Source organism: Brumicola pallidula DSM 14239 = ACAM 615 (assembly GCF_000428905.1).
GTDB classification, from domain to species: Bacteria; Pseudomonadota; Gammaproteobacteria; order Enterobacterales; family Alteromonadaceae; genus Glaciecola; species Glaciecola pallidula.
Genome location: NZ_KE386815.1, coordinates 18,230 through 34,744, shown reverse-complemented (window position 1 = coordinate 34,744; position 16,515 = coordinate 18,230). Strand labels below are relative to the sequence as shown.

The following is a 16,515-nucleotide window of genomic DNA, read 5'->3' as shown; positions in this document are numbered from 1 at the left end:
TAACATAAGCCAAAAATATAAAAACAATAAAAACAATAAAAACAATAAAAACAATAAAGAGGTACAAAATGCGCGAAGTAGAGCGACTAATTAATAAATATGGTGAAAGTCACACCAATAAAACCAATATCATGATTCATGCTATTGCCGTTCCTGCGATTTTCTTTGTGACTATTGGGTTGCTTTGGTCCATTCCCGTCCCTGAGTTTATGCAAGCAATGAAAATTACCTTTGCTCATGTTCTCGCTATTCCGACACTGTACTACTATTTTAAGTTATCTGGTCCAATTGGTGCCGCAATGACTTTGCTTACGTTAAGTGCCTTTGGTCTTATTAAATTGCTGATTATGTTTGATGTTTCTGTTTGGAAGTTTAGTTTAGGCTTGTTTGTGGTGATGTGGATTTTACAGTTTATCGGTCATCACGTTGAAGGTAAAAAGCCGTCATTTTTTGAAGACTTACGCTACCTATTAATCGGTCCGGCTTGGTGGTGGGTGCATTGGCTGAAGAGAATGAACATAAGCTATTAATACGCGCTATCGACCCGATTTATCTACATAAGCGCTCTACATAAGCGCTTATGTAGCGCACTGTATTTTCAGCTTCTTGTTGTTTTGAAGCCCAACCTAGCATCGAGTTTATCTAAAATCTTAATCACCGCTTTGCTTAGTTTTGCGCATAGTCAAGCGACAAGAAAATGTGCTAAACAATAACCACTTGCTAAAGCTTGCTTTATTTACCAACATTTGAAACCTTTATTATTAATATTGTCGTAAGAACATTAACGTAACAAAACTGTCGGAATGGAGCAGGTGATGTTGAAAAAAATTATGGTTATAGGTTTAGTCTTGTTTCTATCGGGCTGCTCGACAAAATTCGTATATAAAAACGTGGATTGGTTGATTTATTGGTATATCGATGATTTTGTTGAGTTAACTAACCAACAAGAAAAGGTGGTGGATGTTAAATTAGCAAGCTGGCTTGCGTGGCATAAAGACAGTGAGCTACCTATTTATCTTGAGCACTTGAACGAATTGTCCGGTGATATTCGAACCCAACAAATGAGTCTTGATAAAATAGATTACCATCGTCAAAAAGCGGCAGACCACTGGATACGCTTAAAAACTAAGATTATTCCTGACTTGGTCAGCATGGCGCCGTTGCTTTCGCAAGATCAGGTAGACTCTATGTTTAAAGAAATCGATAAAATCAATAAAGAGGATGCTGAAGAAAGAGATGAGCTACTAGCAAAGACACCTGAAAAACGCCAAACCGAATCTGTTAAGCGCAATACAAGAAACTTAAAGCGCTGGTTAGGCAAACTCAACGATGAACAAGAACAATTGGTTGAGAGCATGTACGGTGAATTCCATTCAAACGGTGAGTTATGGTCGCAGTATCGGGTTCGATATCAAGCGCAATTACGCGCATTATTCAATGATGCAGACAGGGGTGATGGCTTTAAAACTAAATTAAACAAGTTACTGATGGAGCCAGAGTTGTATCGTGGTGATGTTCTTAATCAACGCAATAGTGAAAATAGTAATAAGTATAAAGCGTTTTTGTTGGCGGCTGATGCCTCATCAACTGAAGGCCAGAGAAGCCATTTACTTGATGAAATTGCCGAGTTTGTTGGTGATTTAACTGATTTAGTAAAATAATCATTGTTGCAGAAGGGTCAAGCAACCAAGCAATACGATAAGTTTAATTCACTACCGTTTTACTAAATATCATTTGCAGCGGTGTTTCTGTTGGTTTTGCTGTTCCAATTAAATGAAGTCCAGGTTTGGTCGTTGTTGTTTTGCTGTGCGAATACACTCATCGTTTGTGGTGCATTTACTAAAGCAATTGAAATTTGGGATGGGTCAAAAGTAAGTGCAGTAATATCAATAGGCCGAAATCAGAGGGTTGCCGTGTTAAACGACTGGGCTTGACATGACTTTCTCTACATCAAGTCTCATATTTTCAAATTTTTGGCAATGTATTTTTCTCAACGGCATACTGTTAATGTATCGATAATACTCCTTGCATTCCTGTTGCAGTGCCTTTTCGGGGTTATCTGTCATTTCAAGTAATTTTACAATGCTTTGCAACAAATTGAGTGTGACACCAATATTCATTGGTGCTATTTTTTTTGCCTCAGAAAAAGAGGTATATGCACTCTGATATTGCCCTTCACTAAATTTTGCTATACCTTGTTTGTTATAAGTGATGTATTCTTTTTGTTGCGTACTGACTTTCATGAAGGCATTCTGCATTGAATTTTGAATGTTACTATCCAGCTCGATGTTTTGGTCCTGAATAGCGGTACGGACTTTCATCGCATCTTCAAAATCACCCAAGTCCAACATGCTTTTTAGGCTTTCGGCCGCCAAGCTGATTGGAAACTGGCTAAACTGTTGCTCAATTTTAATTTGTGCTTGTTCTAGTGCTTTCTTTGAATCGCTTGGTTGGTTATCAAGAAATGCCAAGCGGGCTTCAACCAGCTTTTCAAAAATATCAAAGTCAAAACCTTTTTGAACGATGGACTCCTTAGCTTCTACTCTGACTTTCTTAAGGGTGTGCATTGCGTCTTGTTTGAGTCTATTACTATCTTTTTTATTGTCCGCATATTCAGCTGCATCAAGGATACTGCGAATATAGCTACACATATGGTTAACGTTGCGATGAACTGAGCGTTGCGACAATTCAAAAATAGCCTGAGAAGAATGCATTGCAGTCTCATAGTCCTTATTCACCCGTGCTATTTTACATACAGTGTAATGCCGTTCAATGGAAAGAGGAGATAAGCTCAGCGCATCTTTTATGTACTTTAGTGCTTCATTAGGCATGTCGTTTTTAAGGTAAGCTTCTGCGAGCACGTCATATGACTCAACGTCGTTTCTGGATGATTCTATAGCTTGTTTTGCTAAATCTATGGCATCAATATAGTTTTCTTTAAGCAACTGTGTGCGCGCCATTGCGCTTAACGCCCATTGAATTTGACGTTCGTTTAATTGGCGTTGCAGAACTTCTTCTGCCTTATCATATTGTTTAGTAAGCCAATACAACTGAACGAGTATTTGAATACATTGCGCGGTGTACTTCGTTCCCACATCGAGAAAATGTTTACATGTCTCAATACTTAATTCGTATTTTTTGTGTTCTATCAAGCTATATAAAGAAGACAATGTTAAGCGTCTGTTTTTCGCTCTGGTAATTCGGGAATTTAACTGGGCTTGTGAAAAAGGTTTGATCAGATAGTCATCAGGTTGTTTTTCAAGTGAACCGAGTACCATCGAGCGGGCACTGTCACCACTAATCATAATAAAGACAGCCGAAGGGCTAATGTAATTGTGTTTTCTGATTTCTTCTAAAAATTCAAAGCCATTTTTTCTGTCATTGCCTAAGTGCAGGTCACAAACAATAATGTCATATGACACTTTTTTACATGCCTTAAGCGCCAGATCTGCGCTTAACTCGGTATCAATCTTTTTCGCACCAAGACTGACTAATAACCCTTTTAGAAGCGTTAAAAAAGGACGTCGGTCTTCAACAACCAAACATCGTTGATCGGCGTAATCGAGTTTATCCATGCAGAAACGAGTTACCTTGTTATACAGTCAGAATCCTGTTTACTGACTGTGTTTGTATAATTGCTTATCGTTTCCATGAGTGAAAACTTTAGGAAATGAAGCTAAGTGACGATAACAAAATATCAGTCAATTAACTATGTGTGCAATGGATAAAGTCTCAGTACCGCATATTGAGCAGCAATTGCGGCTTAATCGGACTATGCAAGCGATAAATACAGATAAAAGCTTGTTTTATCTGTATTTATCTATGCTCGAAAGAGACTTGTCGACGGTACCGAGATTTGCTGATGCGCAGACAACGAATGAGATTGTATATGCTGATATAGAATCACATTATTATAAACACCCAGCACTTCAATTTACAAAGCAAGATTTTATGCTACAAACCTCTTTTTCAGGTGCTGTCGATCAACAATCAAGCAGCACCCTTCAATTGCTCAATGCTTTCTTCCCGCAGGGCTTATCCCAACACAATAATCATTTAAGGCTCGATGATGACGTAGTAGATGGACTTGATTATTTTGCTAAGCAACGCTTTGATAAAATGATATCAGCTGACGTTGATAATTGTTTAGAGCAAAACGCAATTCAAGTAGACGAAACGTTGTTGTTCGATCTTATTCCCAAAGCAGCTGAATTTAGCCTTTAATTTATTGCGTTGGATCAACTCTGATTAAGTTTGCATAGAGAAATTATCATTTTTCTGCTATGTTGCGCGCGTTATTTTGCCCTGGTTTTACGTTCCAATCTGCAAAAAGGAAAACTATGAACAATTACATTGTTTGCGCGTTATATAAATTCGTCACCCTTACAGACTTTGAAGAAATGCGCGAGCCTCTTTGTCAATTTATGCAACAGCGCCAAATTAAAGGAACCATCTTACTTGCTTGTGAAGGCATTAATGGCACCGTCTCTGGAGCCCGAAATGCGATTGATGAACTGCTTGCTTACCTTAACGCAGATGAACGTTTAAAGCCTATTTCATGCAAAGAATCGTTACATGAAGAACAGCCATTTTATCGCACTAAAGTGAAGTTAAAAAAAGAGATTGTAACGATGGGTGTTGAGGGTATCGACCCAAAGCGCACGGTAGGAAGTTACGTGAAACCAAAAGATTGGAATGATTTAATTTCAGACCCTGATGTGACGTTAGTCGATACCCGCAATGATTATGAAATTGAAATTGGCACTTTTAAATATGCGATCAATCCAAAAACTGACACGTTTAGAGACTTTCCAGCTTACGTGGCAAATGAACTTGACCCAGCAAAACATAAAAAAGTAGCTATGTTTTGCACCGGCGGTATACGCTGTGAAAAGTCGACTGCGTATTTGAAAGAGCAAGGTTTTGAAGAGGTTTATCATTTGGAAGGGGGTATTCTGCAATATTTAGAGGACGTACCCAAAGAAAAGTCTCTATGGGAAGGCGATTGCTTTGTCTTTGATAATCGAGTTGCAGTTAATCATGAATTGCAAAAGAGTGAGTATGATCAATGTTATGGATGTCGCCTGCCTATTACCGCTGAAGACAAATTAAATGATAAGTTTGAGCCTGGTGTAAGCTGTCCTAAATGTTTCGGTAAACACACCGATGATCAGATTGAACGTTTCCGAGAGCGCGAAAAACAGGTGCGTCTCGCTAAGCAGCGCAACGAAGAACACGTAGGAACAGAAGCAAGATTGGTGATAGAACACAAACGTAAGCAAAAAGCAGATCAACAAAGAGTTCGCAGTCTATTGAAAAATAAACAAAAGGCACAGTAACATCGCATTTCTCCTAGACACTCAAGGGGCTATAGGAGTAGACTTCTCAGTTATAAAGCGAAATGATCACAAGAGGATCTACGATGAGCCAAGACACAAAGCTAACAGACGCGCAGGTTGCGGAAATAAGAAAAGACTTCGATTTTTTCGATAGAGATTTAAACGGACAAATTGATCTGCGTGAGTTCATCGAATTGTTGACCGTGTTATCGCCAAAAACTAAAGCTGGAAACGTGCAGGAAGGCTTTTCATTAATTGATGGAAATGGTGACGGCTTTATTGATTTTGAAGAGTTTCTTGATTGGTGGAAAGATGGTTGGTGGGAGTATTAGGCTACTGACTCTTTCACGTTTTTGAAAATCAAAGCCCTTAGGATGAATCATGTTAAGGGCTTTTTTGTGCTCACTAAATAAATATAGTGCTTACCTTGAGAAATACGGTTGCCGCGGCAACGGCGGTGAGAGTCTGCAGCAGAGTCTTTGTAACCGCTTTCTTGCTAATCATTAGCAAAATCATACATAGCTCCAAACAACTGCTTCCAACAGCGCTGAGAGGCTAACCTTTAGCGTCAGTGCTATCGTTCGTATCGTTGTCAAAGTTCAAATCGTCATTATTATCAATATCATCGACCACTGCTCTAGGTTTGCGTTTAACTGGAATAAACCCAGTATCAACCGCATCCATGGTTCTCACACGTTTTTTAACGGGGTTCTTGATTTGTCTTTGTTGTACTTCTACAGATGCCTTGTTTTCGGCTTTCTTTTCAATTATCGCTCGTCTACCTTTGAATTTAGAAGGTAGTCCTTCATATTCTGAAAACGAATAGTCTTGAGTTAGTTTTGATTTAATGGCGCTAAAGCTGTGCCAGTCTTTACCGCTTATAAAAGAGATAGCGACGCCTTTGTTACCTGCTCTCCCAGTTCGGCCAATGCGATGAATATATTCATCTGCAAATTTAGGTAAGTCGTAATTAATTACTAAGGCTACGTTTAACAGGTCAAGCCCCCGTGAGGCAAGGTCAGTTGTGACTAAAACAGTATGTAGTCCACGCGAAAATGCACTAATGATCCTAGAACGTTGACCTTGCGCCAATTCACCATGTAAACTTATCGCCTCAATACCTTTATCTTGAAGTTGCTGAGCGATTCGACCGGTATCTTCGCGAGTTGCGGTAAATACAATGGCTTGTGTCCGATTCGCTAAGACTAATGATTTAAGCAGTAATTGGTCTTTGTGAGAAACCCCGTCCGATAAATAAAACTTTTGTTCAATATCAGCGTGTGGTATCGCCACATTATCAATAACAATCTGCTCAGGTGCTTTCAACATTTTTTCCGTCATCGCATGAACTGCAGCACTATCGATCGTGGCTGAAAACATCATTGTCTGTCGTTTACGATGACTGGCAGCGCGATGAATAAGATCCAACTGGTCAGAGAATCCAAGCTCAAGCATACGATCTGCTTCATCTAGTATAAGTAATTCAATGCCATCGAGAAAGAAGCTTTTACCATCAATGTGATCTGCAATGCGACCTGCAGTGCCAACAATAATATCTGGTTTTTTGCGTAACATTTTGACTTGGTCATTGTAGTTTTCGCCGCCCACAATTAACACTACTGATATTGAGGATTGCGTTGCTGTTAGCTTCTTCGCCTGCATAAACACTTGTTTAGCCAGTTCGCGGGTAGGGGCGAGAATAATCGCTCTAGGGTCTGCTTTGGTTAGCGGTCTGCTGGTTAAGAGGCGATTGACCGCAGGCACTAAGAATGCGAGTGTCTTTCCCGAACCCGTCTTTGCACCGGCAACAACGTCTTTGCCCATGAGGGCATGGGGGATACTTTTGTGTTGTACTTCTGTCAGCGTGTCAATTTGCATAACCGACAACGATTTAAGCACGCGACTGTCGATGGGGAGTTCAGAAAATAACAAGATAGAGCCTCTTTTAATGATTCTTGCACACAGGTCCCAAACATTATCCTTGAAATGTGCTCGTTATAAAAGAAAAACCCCAACATATTACGGTCGGGGCCTATTTCGAATGAGAAGCGATTAACTAAAATGAATTAATTCATTTTAGTTAATCGTCATTTCAGGAATATCACCGTCAATCACGAGTTTCCCAGCTGTCTTCTCAATAATCTCTTTGATGTCTACGCCCGGTGCACGCTCACGCAAATGAAATGCCTTATCTTTGACTTCCAATACCGCTAAGTCAGTAATGATCCGCGTAATACAATTAACACCGGTCAATGGTAATGTGCAAGCGGGTAGAAGCTTTGAATTTCCGTGTTTGTCGGCATGTGTCATCGTCACAATGATATTCTTCGCGCCGGCAACTAAATCCATAGCGCCGCCCATGCCCTTAATTAACTTACCAGGGATCATCCATGAAGCAATACTGCCGCTAACGTCGACTTCAAATGCACCCAGAACAGTGAAGTCGACATGGCCGCCTCGGATCATGGCGAAACTTTCTGCAGAATCAAAAATGGAAGCGCCTGCTGCAGCCGTAACCGTTTCTTTTCCAGCATTGATCATGTCTGCATCTACTTGATCTTCGGTTGGATAAGGGCCCATACCTAGTAGTCCGTTTTCAGACTGCAGCATAACTTCTATATGTTTAGGCACGTAATTGGCCGCTAGAGTAGGGATACCTATACCTAAATTCACGTAATTGCCGTCTTCAAACTCTTGAGCGACGCGCATTGCAATTTGGTCTCTTGATAATGCCATGATTATGCTCCTTTTGACGTAACTAAACGCTCAATACGCTTTTCGAACGAACCTTGAATAACACGATCAACGTAAATACCTGGCGTATGTATTTGACTAGGTTCTAGTTCACCGACTTCAACAATTTCTTCAACTTCCACGACGGTAATTTTACCTGCCGTTGCTGCCATTGGATTGAAGTTCATTGCTGTGTGTCTATACATGCAGTTACCGTAGCGGTCGGCTTTCCATGCTTTTATGATAGCGAAGTCACCCGTAATCGCTTCTTCTAGAATATAGTCGCGACCATTGAATTGACGACTCTCTTTGCCTTCACCTACGGGCGTTCCAAAACCAGTGGCTGTGTAAAAAGCAGGAATGCCTGCGCCGCCGGCTCTCATTTTTTCAGCGAGTGTGCCTTGTGGCGTTAACTCGACTTCGAGTTCACCGTTGAGCAATTGTTTTTCAAACAAGGCATTTTCGCCGACGTATGACGACACCATCTTTTTAATTTGTTTGTCTTCTAATAAAACACCCAGACCAAAACCATCGACACCACAGTTGTTTGAAACAACGGTGAGTCCTTTGGTTCCCATGCGCTTTACCTCAGCAATTAAGCCTTCAGGAATACCACATAAGCCGAATCCACCGGCAATAATTGTCATATTGTCTTCAAGTCCATGCATTGCATCTGCGTAGCTTGTTACTACTTTATCAAAACCAGCCATGAGTGCTCTCTTATTTTGTTCGACAGTTGTACAGTATTCACCAAGATGTTAAATTTGTAAAATCGATTTATTATCAGTATTAATAATTTAAAGTTATTAATTAATTTATGCTAAATAAAAAGTAGTTATTCATTAATACCTAATAGCATTGAGCAACGCGAGCAATGCTTTTTTGGAACATTGGCTGTGTTGATGGTAATCAAGCAAACAGGCGCAACACCCAGTGGGTAATTTAACATAACCGATTAAAGAGTATATTTATGGTGACTATTAAAAATCTTCAAGCGTTTGTTGAACTTGCAAAGTGTCAATCATTTGCAGAAGCTGCGGAAAAAAGACATATCTCTCAACCGGCATTATCAAGTGCCATAAAAAAGATGGAGCAACAGTTGGGAGGAGCGCTTTTTAGTCGTTCAACAAGAAGCGTAAAACTAACACCTGAAGGCGCTTCATTTTTACCTGTTGCTCGGCGCTTATTAGATGACTGGGAGAATGCAGTTGGCGACGTTAAACAGCTTTTTAAACTTGAAAAAGGACTTTTAACGATCGCTTCAATGCCTTCCTTTGCGGAAGGAAAGTTACCGGATCTATTGGCTTATTTTGGTTACGCGCAACCAAATATTGGCATTAGAGTGCATGATGTAGTGATGGAGCTCGTAATTGATAGTGTGCTCAGCGATCGCGCGGAATTAGGCTTTGTATTTGAACCCGAAGATAAAGAGGCACTAAATTTTTATCCTATGTTTAATGATGAGTTTGTACTGATTATGCCTCCTAATCATCCGCTTACTTCAGGTTCAGAAATAAGTATAGAGGATGTTATTGAATATCCATTTGTAAGCATGAATAGAGGGTCAACTATGCGAAAATGGGTAGATGATGAATTAGTGAATAATAAGCAAAAGATTAGCATTGCAGTGGAAGCGTCTCAATTTAGCACTATAGGCAACTTGGTTTATTCAGGGATGGGTATTGCTATAGTGCCTGCAATGGTCCAAAAGCAAATGCAGGCAAAGGGCTGCGTTAGTGAAAAGGTAACAGGCTTGAATATTGTTAAACAGGTCGGCCTAATCACGCCGAAGAGTCGGTCTCTGTCAACAGCAGCGCAAGCATTTATAGCTAGTTTGGACTTGGGTTTATGATTACCACTTTTTCTTAGGACCAAATAGCTGATCAATATCACCACTTTCCTTGGCTTTTTCAGCGACGACCTGCGCAAGGTTGCTTGCTTTCATCGCATTTTCAAGACCATCAAGCTTGCTTTCGAATTCAGTAATTCGTGCGCTTGTATATTCATCCTGCGGTTTATGTGCTTTCAGAGCACCAACCGCTTTTTCTAAATATTGCCTTGCGCTGCCCTGCATATCACCGCTCATTGCATCGCTTGCTCGTTTATTGAGAGTTTCGACGTTAACTCTCAATTGCAGCCTTTCTAAGCTCTTATCTTCTATAGAGAATATCTTTGGGGTAATATTTCCTTTGCCATGCTCAGAGCGTAAAATAACTCTTAATTTTTTCACCGCCTGAATATATTTGATAATAACCTTGTCATTTTCGGGCAGTTTGAATGTACTGTGATCAGGCGCAGGCTCTGCAATATCAATATTTTTGATGCTGTTTGTCGTATCAGTGAGACGTTGTTTTAAATCGGAATTTGGGCTTTGTTTCAGGCTTTGTTTCATTGAATTATGAATTCTGCGTGAAAGAATAGCGATAAGCTGCTGTGAAACAGGCATTTGTCCAGCCGCAGTGAGGGCATTTTCGGTTTCGTTTATAATCGCTCTTTGACGACTAAGCTCTTCACGCTTTTGGGATTCCTTGCGTTCTTTATGCTGCTGCACTGCACTCGCAGAAATACCAGCGATGATGACAATGGCGATTAAAAGTATGACAATTGTGTACATTATAAGTTTCCGTTTAGGCGTCGGTTTTTTTGTCCTTTAGGGTAATAGTACCTTAAATATACTACCGCCCGTAATGCTATTATTACTTAGCTTAATGCTTCCTTGTCGATCCTTGTTTTTATGGGTCTGTGCAATCATTCTAGCGAAGAATAAACCCAAACCTGTTCTTCCTTCACTTACACTCAATGATTTCATCGCTGCATCTGACATATCGAGCATGCTCTGTGGATAACCAGGACCGTTGTCTTCTACCGCAATGCAGAGATACTCGTTTTCCACTACCGCTGAAATCTTAATTTCACTTGCGCCATAACGGATTGCATTGACCAACACGTCGTTCATCAACAAAAATAGTAAATCCTTGTCCGTAAACCAAGATAACTCACTGTCGACCTCAACCGAGCAGGTAATATTTTTTTGCTTTGTGTAGGTTTTGTTTGACTCTATAATTTCATACACTAAATCTTCCATAAAACATTCATCAATATTGAGTGATAACGCATCTAATTCGACCCTGTAAAGCGACAGGATCTGAACTAATGTGGTGTTCATTCGATTCGCTTCATAGTGCAAATCCACAATATATTGTCTGCTTATGTTTTCTGATGGAGGCAGAGATTTTGATAAATCTTCGATAGTCTGCAACAGTAGGCTAAGTGAGTTTTTCATGTCGTGTACAGCAACAGCCATCACGGAAGCGAAATCAATCGTTAAATTATCGCTTCGTTTATCGACATTGAGTTGTTGATTGTGTGACATGGCTCACCTTTTTAAAGACCTGCTTAGTTTGTCGACCGATTTACTTGATACTATACCATTAATGCCCTACAGCCTCATTTTAAAAGAATACTAAGGTATTAAAAGACTAAAAATTGGGAGAGAATCGTTGGTCACACCAATGTTTTGCTAAATTCTTATGCAAATTTGTTTTAAATTGTCTATTATTTGATTATAAAGAGAATAAAATAAAGATACTGAATTCAGTAATATCAACCCCTAGGTTATTTAATGAAATTACAACAATTAAGATATATCGTCGAAGTCCTAAACAATAACCTAAATGTGTCAGCAACGGCTGAGGCACTTTTTACTTCGCAACCAGGTATTAGTAAACAGGTAAGAATGCTTGAAGATGAACTGGGTATTCAAATATTTGGAAGAAGTGGAAAGCATCTTACCCACGTCACAGATGCGGGCAAGGATGTGATCAATATATCGCGCGAAATACTTGCTAAAGTTGAGAGCATAAAGGCGGTTGCTCGCGAGTACACATTACCAGACCAAGGTAAGCTAAACATAGCGACTACGCACACTCAGGCTCGTTACGCGTTACCAGATGTAATAAAAGGTTTTATGGCAAAGTATGCTAAGGTATCCTTGCATATGCATCAAGGCACCCCGTCACAAATAAGCGATTTAGCGGCCAAAGGTGAAGCTGATTTTGCGATTGCAACTGAGTCGTTGCATCTATATAACGACTTAGTGATGTTACCTTGTTACCATTGGAACCGGTCTGTTATCGTAAACAAAGATCATCCACTAGCAAAGAAAACATCGATCACTATTCAAGACATCGCTAAATATCCTTTAGTCACTTATGTATTTGGGTTTACTGGCCGGTCAGAGCTTGACCACGCATTTAATGTCGCTGGTTTAGAACCCAAAATAGTGTTCACAGCGACTGATGCCGACGTTATTAAAACCTATGTCAGGTTGGGAGTGGGCATTGGTGTGATTGCCTCTATGGCTGTTAGCGATGATTTAGATTCTGACCTAGTGAAAATTGATGCAAGTCATTTGTTCGAGTACAGCACAACAAAAATTGGCTTTAGAAAAGGTTCGTTTCTGCGAAACTACATGTATGAATTTATAGAACGGTTTGCGCCGCACCTAACTAAGGATGTGGTAGAGAGAGCGATGATGCAAAAGAACAATGAAGAGGTTGAGAAGATGTTTAAAGGGCTGACATTGCCTGTAAAATAGACTAATGGGGGTTGCTGCAGCCCAACCATTTAGGTCAATATTATCGAGTTATTAGCACTCGATAATATTGACAGCCAAACCACCTCTGGAAGTTTCTTTGTACTTTGTTTTCATGTCGTTGCCAGTTTCCCACATTGTCTTAATGACTTTGTCCAACGACACTTTATGGTTACCTGTGCCTCTAACAGCAAGGCGAGAGGCATTGATTGCTTTGATAGCACCCATTGCGTTTCTTTCAATGCATGGCACTTGAACTAATCCCCCTACAGGGTCACATGTTAATCCCAAATTGTGCTCCATACCAATTTCAGCTGCGTTCTCAACAGCGGCGACAGTCCCCCCCAGTATTTCTGTTAATGCGCCAGCCGCCATTGAGCAAGCAACGCCTACTTCCCCCTGACAGCCCACTTCTGCACCCGAAATTGATGCATTTTTCTTGTATAAAATAGCGATAGCTGCGGCAGTTAATAAATAGCGACAAGCAGTGTCATCGTCAACGGGTTTAATAAATTTATCAAAGTAGCATAACACGGCTGGAATGATGCCTGCGGCACCGTTAGTAGGTGCAGTAACAACTCTGCCTCCAGCTGCATTTTCTTCATTGACTGCAAGTGCGAATAAATTTACCCAATCCATCGCTTGCATGGGGTCGTTATTGTTTTCATTTTTTAATTTTCGGTATAGACCGTACGCACGTCGGTGCACTTTTAATCCACCGGGTAAAATACCTTCAGTGTTAATACCGTTTTGTACGCATTCCTTCATAACCCCCCAGATGTAGACTAAACGTTCTCTGAGAATCTCCTCTGGCATGATCGATATTTCATTTCTTATCATCAATGTGCTAATAGAAAAGCCATTGTCATGACATATTTGCATTAGTTCAGTGGCTGTTGAAAATGGAAAAGGAGCGTCGACTTGTTGTTCAGCAAATTTTTCGGCTTTTTGCGCTTTAAACTCAGATTCTTCGACGATAAAACCGCCGCCTATTGAATAATATGTTTGTTGCATTACGCACTCAGTCCCCGCAAATGCGAAGAATGTCATACCATTAGAATGCAAAGAAAGGGTTTTTCTACGGTGGAACACAATGGCTCCATCTTTTGGGAAGATAATTTGATGTTCTTGGTTAAGCTTCAACATTTGATCAGTTTCGACTTGGGATAACATACTCTCGACTTTTTTGACCGGTACGTTCTCCGGTAAATAGCCAAGTAAGCCCAAGATAACCGCTTTACCAGTGCCGTGGCCTTTGCCTGTTTGGCCTAACGAACCATAAAGTTCCGTCTTTACGGCTGTTATGCGGTCAAAAAGCTCTGCTTGCTTTAATACATTACAAAAGGCTGCTGCGGCTCGCATAGGGCCAACTGTATGAGAACTTGATGGGCCGATACCGACCTTGAACATATCAAAAACACTGATCATACTTTATCGCTTATCTGTAAATTTCATCCATCACTAGTTTTACATAGTTTTGTTAATAAACAAATGAGATTTGCTAATCAGTTGCATTAGAAATGTTAATGCGATGTTATTGATCGAGATTTACCGGAAATAATCTTGAATGAAGGTTGAATGAAGGCTGAATGAAGGTTGAATCAAGGTTGAATCAAGGTTGAATCAAGGTTGAATCAAGGTTGAATCAAGGTTGAGAGAGCTTGAAAGAGCTTGAATTAAGATGCTCAAGTAACTAGGTAAGTTATACTATTAAAAGCCGTCCGATTTAATTAAGAGTAAAACTCGATATGTTTGCATAGTAGCGCGGTCATACCCGCTGTAGCCCCCCATATAAGATCATTCTGATACTGGATAAAATAGACTGGAAAAGTTTGTTTGCGACGCTCGACATGATGCACAAAATAATTTCTCTGGTTCATTAAGTGTGATAACGGCACCTGAAATACGCGACTGACCTCATTTCTATCAATTATTAAGTCATTATCGAGATCAACTGATTCATCTAAAATACCAATGACAGGTAAAACAGCGAACCCACTAATGGTTTTATACTCAGGAAGAGTGCCAAGTATGCGAACTTTATCCGGTTTAAGGCCAATTTCTTCCTCAGCCTCACGCAGCGCAGTGTCAACCAATGTTTCATCGAAGGTTTCATATTTACCGCCTGGAAAACTTATCTGACCTGCGTGATGGTTTAAATGAATTGCACGCTGCGTAAACAATACATGTAAGTCTTCAAATGGCGGTTGCAAACAGATAAGCACCGCTGCTGGCCTAGTTTTTACTGGAAATGGAAAGTCGTGCGATGGCCCGGCTGACCAAGGAAGGTGGAACTTGGATAAAAAGTGTTTTTCATTCATGCTGTTGGTTTATCCACTTCATATTGACTTTTTACTGTCACCGTTGCCTTTATCATACTGTCTTGTGGTAAGTCGTCTATTTGCATCGTTTCTTCAAGCACAGGCAATATTTTGGCGACTTTATCCAAGCTTTCTTGGTATTCGCTGTCAATATCTGAATCTAATACAATACCACCACCAGCCCAACAATAAAGTCGATTATTTTCTGCTAACACCGTACGAATGCAAATGTTGGTGTCCATATCGTCACGTATACCAATGTAACCTATGCTACCACAATAAATACTGCGTTTATCCGGTTCAAGCTCCTGAATGATTTGCATTGCCCTGTATTTTGGAGCACCTGTTATCGATCCTCCAGGAAAAGCGCCTTTGAGTAATTGAATGGGCGAAGACGTTGTCTTAAGTTTACCTAAAATGGTACTGACCATATGGTGTACTGCAGGATAACTTTCGAGTTTGAATAAGGCTGGGACTATAACTGAGTGCGGCTCGCAGTGTTTACTTAGATCGTTTCTAAGCAAATCAACAATCATGAGGTTCTCAGCTCGGTCTTTCTCTGAATTAAGCAATTCTTCACTTAGCTTTTTATCATCTTCACTATTTTTAGCTCGTTTACGTGTGCCTTTAATTGGCTTTGTCTCTACCATGCCTGATTTTACTTGCAAAAAACGTTCAGGAGAGACACTCAAAATACAACTATTTTCTAGGCGAATAAAAGATGAAAATGGGGCTTTATTAACGTTGCGAAGCAGTTGATAAGCTTGCCACTCAGAACCTTGATAAGGAGCTTCAAAGCGCTGAGCAAAGTTTATTTGATAGCAATCACCGGAATGCAAATAATCGTCGACTTTTTGTAACTTTTTGCGGTATTCAGACTCTGTTTGGTTAGCTGACCAACGGCTCAATTGCCGAAATTTTTCTGAGTTACCTGCATCCGTATTATTATTTTCACGCAAATTAAGGCGTTTCAGCTGCTCTGCGCGCTTCGCGTCGATATAACAACGATAGACTTTGTTGGTTTTATTATCAAAAATGAGACTTTGATCATAAATACCCACGGCTAAGTCAGGCGATGAATATTGCTCTGCATTATTGTCTTGTATGCCGTCTAACTGTACATTTAAATCGTAATTGAAGTAACCTAAGGCGCCACATAAAAAAGGAAGCGGACTGGAGTCAGTCGCACTAACCATTAATTTAAATTTGCTGTGAATTTGTTCTAATCTTTCAAACGGGCATTGATCCACCGTGTCTGATTCTGTTTCGAGTAAACTGGTCCAACCGTGGATCGCAGATTCGACCAATTTCTTACTTTTAACCACTAGCTTTGCAATAGGAGAATGCACGATAATGTCGTAACGACCATCGCTTAATTGATTATTGCAAGTGTCGAGTAACATTGCCCAAGGCAAATGCTGGTAAGCGGAAAATACTTGAACTGCGGAAATCCCTCCAAGTTCAGGACACTCCTCAATGAAAATTGGTAATGACAATGTTAACCTCGTAAATAATCAGGTTTTTTTTA

At 40.2% G+C, this 16,515-nt stretch carries 16 protein-coding genes; 7 read left to right on the top strand and 9 right to left on the bottom strand.

Annotation, left to right across the window (positions count from 1 at the left end; all coding sequences use genetic code 11):
- The first annotated feature begins 68 nt into the window (after nucleotides 1-68).
- Both G399_RS0114055 and G399_RS0114050 read left to right on the top strand, forming a co-directional pair.
- Nucleotides 69-530 carry an Mpo1 family 2-hydroxy fatty acid dioxygenase gene (locus G399_RS0114055; protein ID WP_006010155.1) on the top strand — a complete coding sequence of 154 codons (462 nt, stop codon included), beginning with the start codon at nucleotides 69-71 and terminating at the stop codon, nucleotides 528-530.
- Between the two features lie 285 nt (nucleotides 531-815).
- Complete coding sequence (locus tag G399_RS0114050) at nucleotides 816-1,661, top strand: DUF6279 family lipoprotein (RefSeq protein ID WP_006010153.1); 846 nt, start codon at nucleotides 816-818, stop codon at nucleotides 1,659-1,661.
- 255 nt (nucleotides 1,662-1,916) lie between these two features.
- Here the strand turns inward: G399_RS0114050 and G399_RS0114045 are convergent, their stop codons facing one another.
- Complete coding sequence (locus G399_RS0114045) at nucleotides 1,917-3,575, bottom strand: tetratricopeptide repeat-containing response regulator (RefSeq protein WP_006010147.1); 1,659 nt, start codon at nucleotides 3,573-3,575, stop codon at nucleotides 1,917-1,919.
- 145 nt (nucleotides 3,576-3,720) lie between these two features.
- Between G399_RS0114045 and G399_RS0114040 the strand changes: the two genes are divergently transcribed.
- From G399_RS0114040 to G399_RS0114030, 3 genes are all read left to right on the top strand, one after another.
- Nucleotides 3,721-4,224 carry a hypothetical protein gene (locus tag G399_RS0114040; protein WP_006010145.1) on the top strand — a complete coding sequence of 168 codons (504 nt, stop codon included), beginning with the start codon at nucleotides 3,721-3,723 and terminating at the stop codon, nucleotides 4,222-4,224.
- Nucleotides 4,225-4,340: 116 nt separating this feature from the next.
- On the top strand, nucleotides 4,341-5,339 hold the full coding sequence (gene trhO, locus G399_RS0114035) for an oxygen-dependent tRNA uridine(34) hydroxylase TrhO (RefSeq protein WP_006010143.1): 999 nt from the start codon (nucleotides 4,341-4,343) through the stop codon (nucleotides 5,337-5,339).
- A gap of 83 nt (nucleotides 5,340-5,422) precedes the next feature.
- Nucleotides 5,423-5,671: an EF-hand domain-containing protein gene (locus G399_RS0114030; protein ID WP_006010142.1), complete on the top strand. Its 249-nt coding sequence runs from the start codon at nucleotides 5,423-5,425 to the stop codon at nucleotides 5,669-5,671.
- Between the two features lie 223 nt (nucleotides 5,672-5,894).
- On the opposite strand, the gene G399_RS0114020 is transcribed toward G399_RS0114030, so the two are convergent.
- From G399_RS0114020 to G399_RS0114010, 3 genes are all read right to left on the bottom strand, one after another.
- Nucleotides 5,895-7,271: a DEAD/DEAH box helicase gene (locus tag G399_RS0114020; RefSeq protein ID WP_006010139.1), complete on the bottom strand. Its 1,377-nt coding sequence runs from the start codon at nucleotides 7,269-7,271 to the stop codon at nucleotides 5,895-5,897.
- Between the two features lie 144 nt (nucleotides 7,272-7,415).
- Nucleotides 7,416-8,075, bottom strand: a complete 660-nt coding sequence (locus G399_RS0114015) for a 3-oxoacid CoA-transferase subunit B (protein WP_006010138.1) — start codon at nucleotides 8,073-8,075, stop codon at nucleotides 7,416-7,418.
- Between the two features lie 2 nt (nucleotides 8,076-8,077).
- Nucleotides 8,078-8,782 (bottom strand): CoA transferase subunit A, encoded by a 705-nt coding sequence (locus tag G399_RS0114010; protein WP_006010136.1) that lies wholly within the window; start codon nucleotides 8,780-8,782, stop codon nucleotides 8,078-8,080.
- A 260-nt stretch (nucleotides 8,783-9,042) separates the two neighbouring features.
- On the opposite strand from G399_RS0114010, the gene G399_RS0114005 reads away from it, so the two are divergent.
- A complete protein-coding gene (locus tag G399_RS0114005; RefSeq protein ID WP_006010133.1) occupies nucleotides 9,043-9,924 on the top strand; it encodes a LysR family transcriptional regulator in 882 nt (293 codons plus the stop codon).
- Here the strand turns inward: G399_RS0114005 and G399_RS0114000 are convergent, their stop codons facing one another.
- Nucleotides 9,925-10,686 carry a hypothetical protein gene (locus G399_RS0114000; protein ID WP_006010131.1) on the bottom strand — a complete coding sequence of 254 codons (762 nt, stop codon included), beginning with the start codon at nucleotides 10,684-10,686 and terminating at the stop codon, nucleotides 9,925-9,927.
- A gap of 36 nt (nucleotides 10,687-10,722) precedes the next feature.
- Complete coding sequence (locus G399_RS0113995) at nucleotides 10,723-11,445, bottom strand: sensor histidine kinase (protein ID WP_006010130.1); 723 nt, start codon at nucleotides 11,443-11,445, stop codon at nucleotides 10,723-10,725.
- A gap of 249 nt (nucleotides 11,446-11,694) precedes the next feature.
- On the opposite strand from G399_RS0113995, the gene cysB reads away from it, so the two are divergent.
- Complete coding sequence (cysB, locus tag G399_RS0113990) at nucleotides 11,695-12,669, top strand: HTH-type transcriptional regulator CysB (RefSeq protein WP_006010129.1); 975 nt, start codon at nucleotides 11,695-11,697, stop codon at nucleotides 12,667-12,669.
- 51 nt (nucleotides 12,670-12,720) lie between these two features.
- Here cysB and G399_RS0113985 read toward each other — a convergent pair whose 3' ends face one another.
- The 3 genes from G399_RS0113985 to pabB form a co-directional block, all read right to left on the bottom strand.
- Nucleotides 12,721-14,094: an L-serine ammonia-lyase gene (locus G399_RS0113985; protein WP_006010127.1), complete on the bottom strand. Its 1,374-nt coding sequence runs from the start codon at nucleotides 14,092-14,094 to the stop codon at nucleotides 12,721-12,723.
- Nucleotides 14,095-14,396: 302 nt separating this feature from the next.
- Nucleotides 14,397-14,987 (bottom strand): CoA pyrophosphatase, encoded by a 591-nt coding sequence (locus tag G399_RS0113980; RefSeq protein WP_006010125.1) that lies wholly within the window; start codon nucleotides 14,985-14,987, stop codon nucleotides 14,397-14,399.
- On the bottom strand, nucleotides 14,984-16,483 hold the full coding sequence (gene pabB, locus G399_RS0113975) for an aminodeoxychorismate synthase component I (protein ID WP_006010123.1): 1,500 nt from the start codon (nucleotides 16,481-16,483) through the stop codon (nucleotides 14,984-14,986). Before pabB ends, G399_RS0113980 begins: the two co-directional genes overlap by 4 nt.
- Between the last annotated feature and the right edge of the window lie 32 nt (nucleotides 16,484-16,515).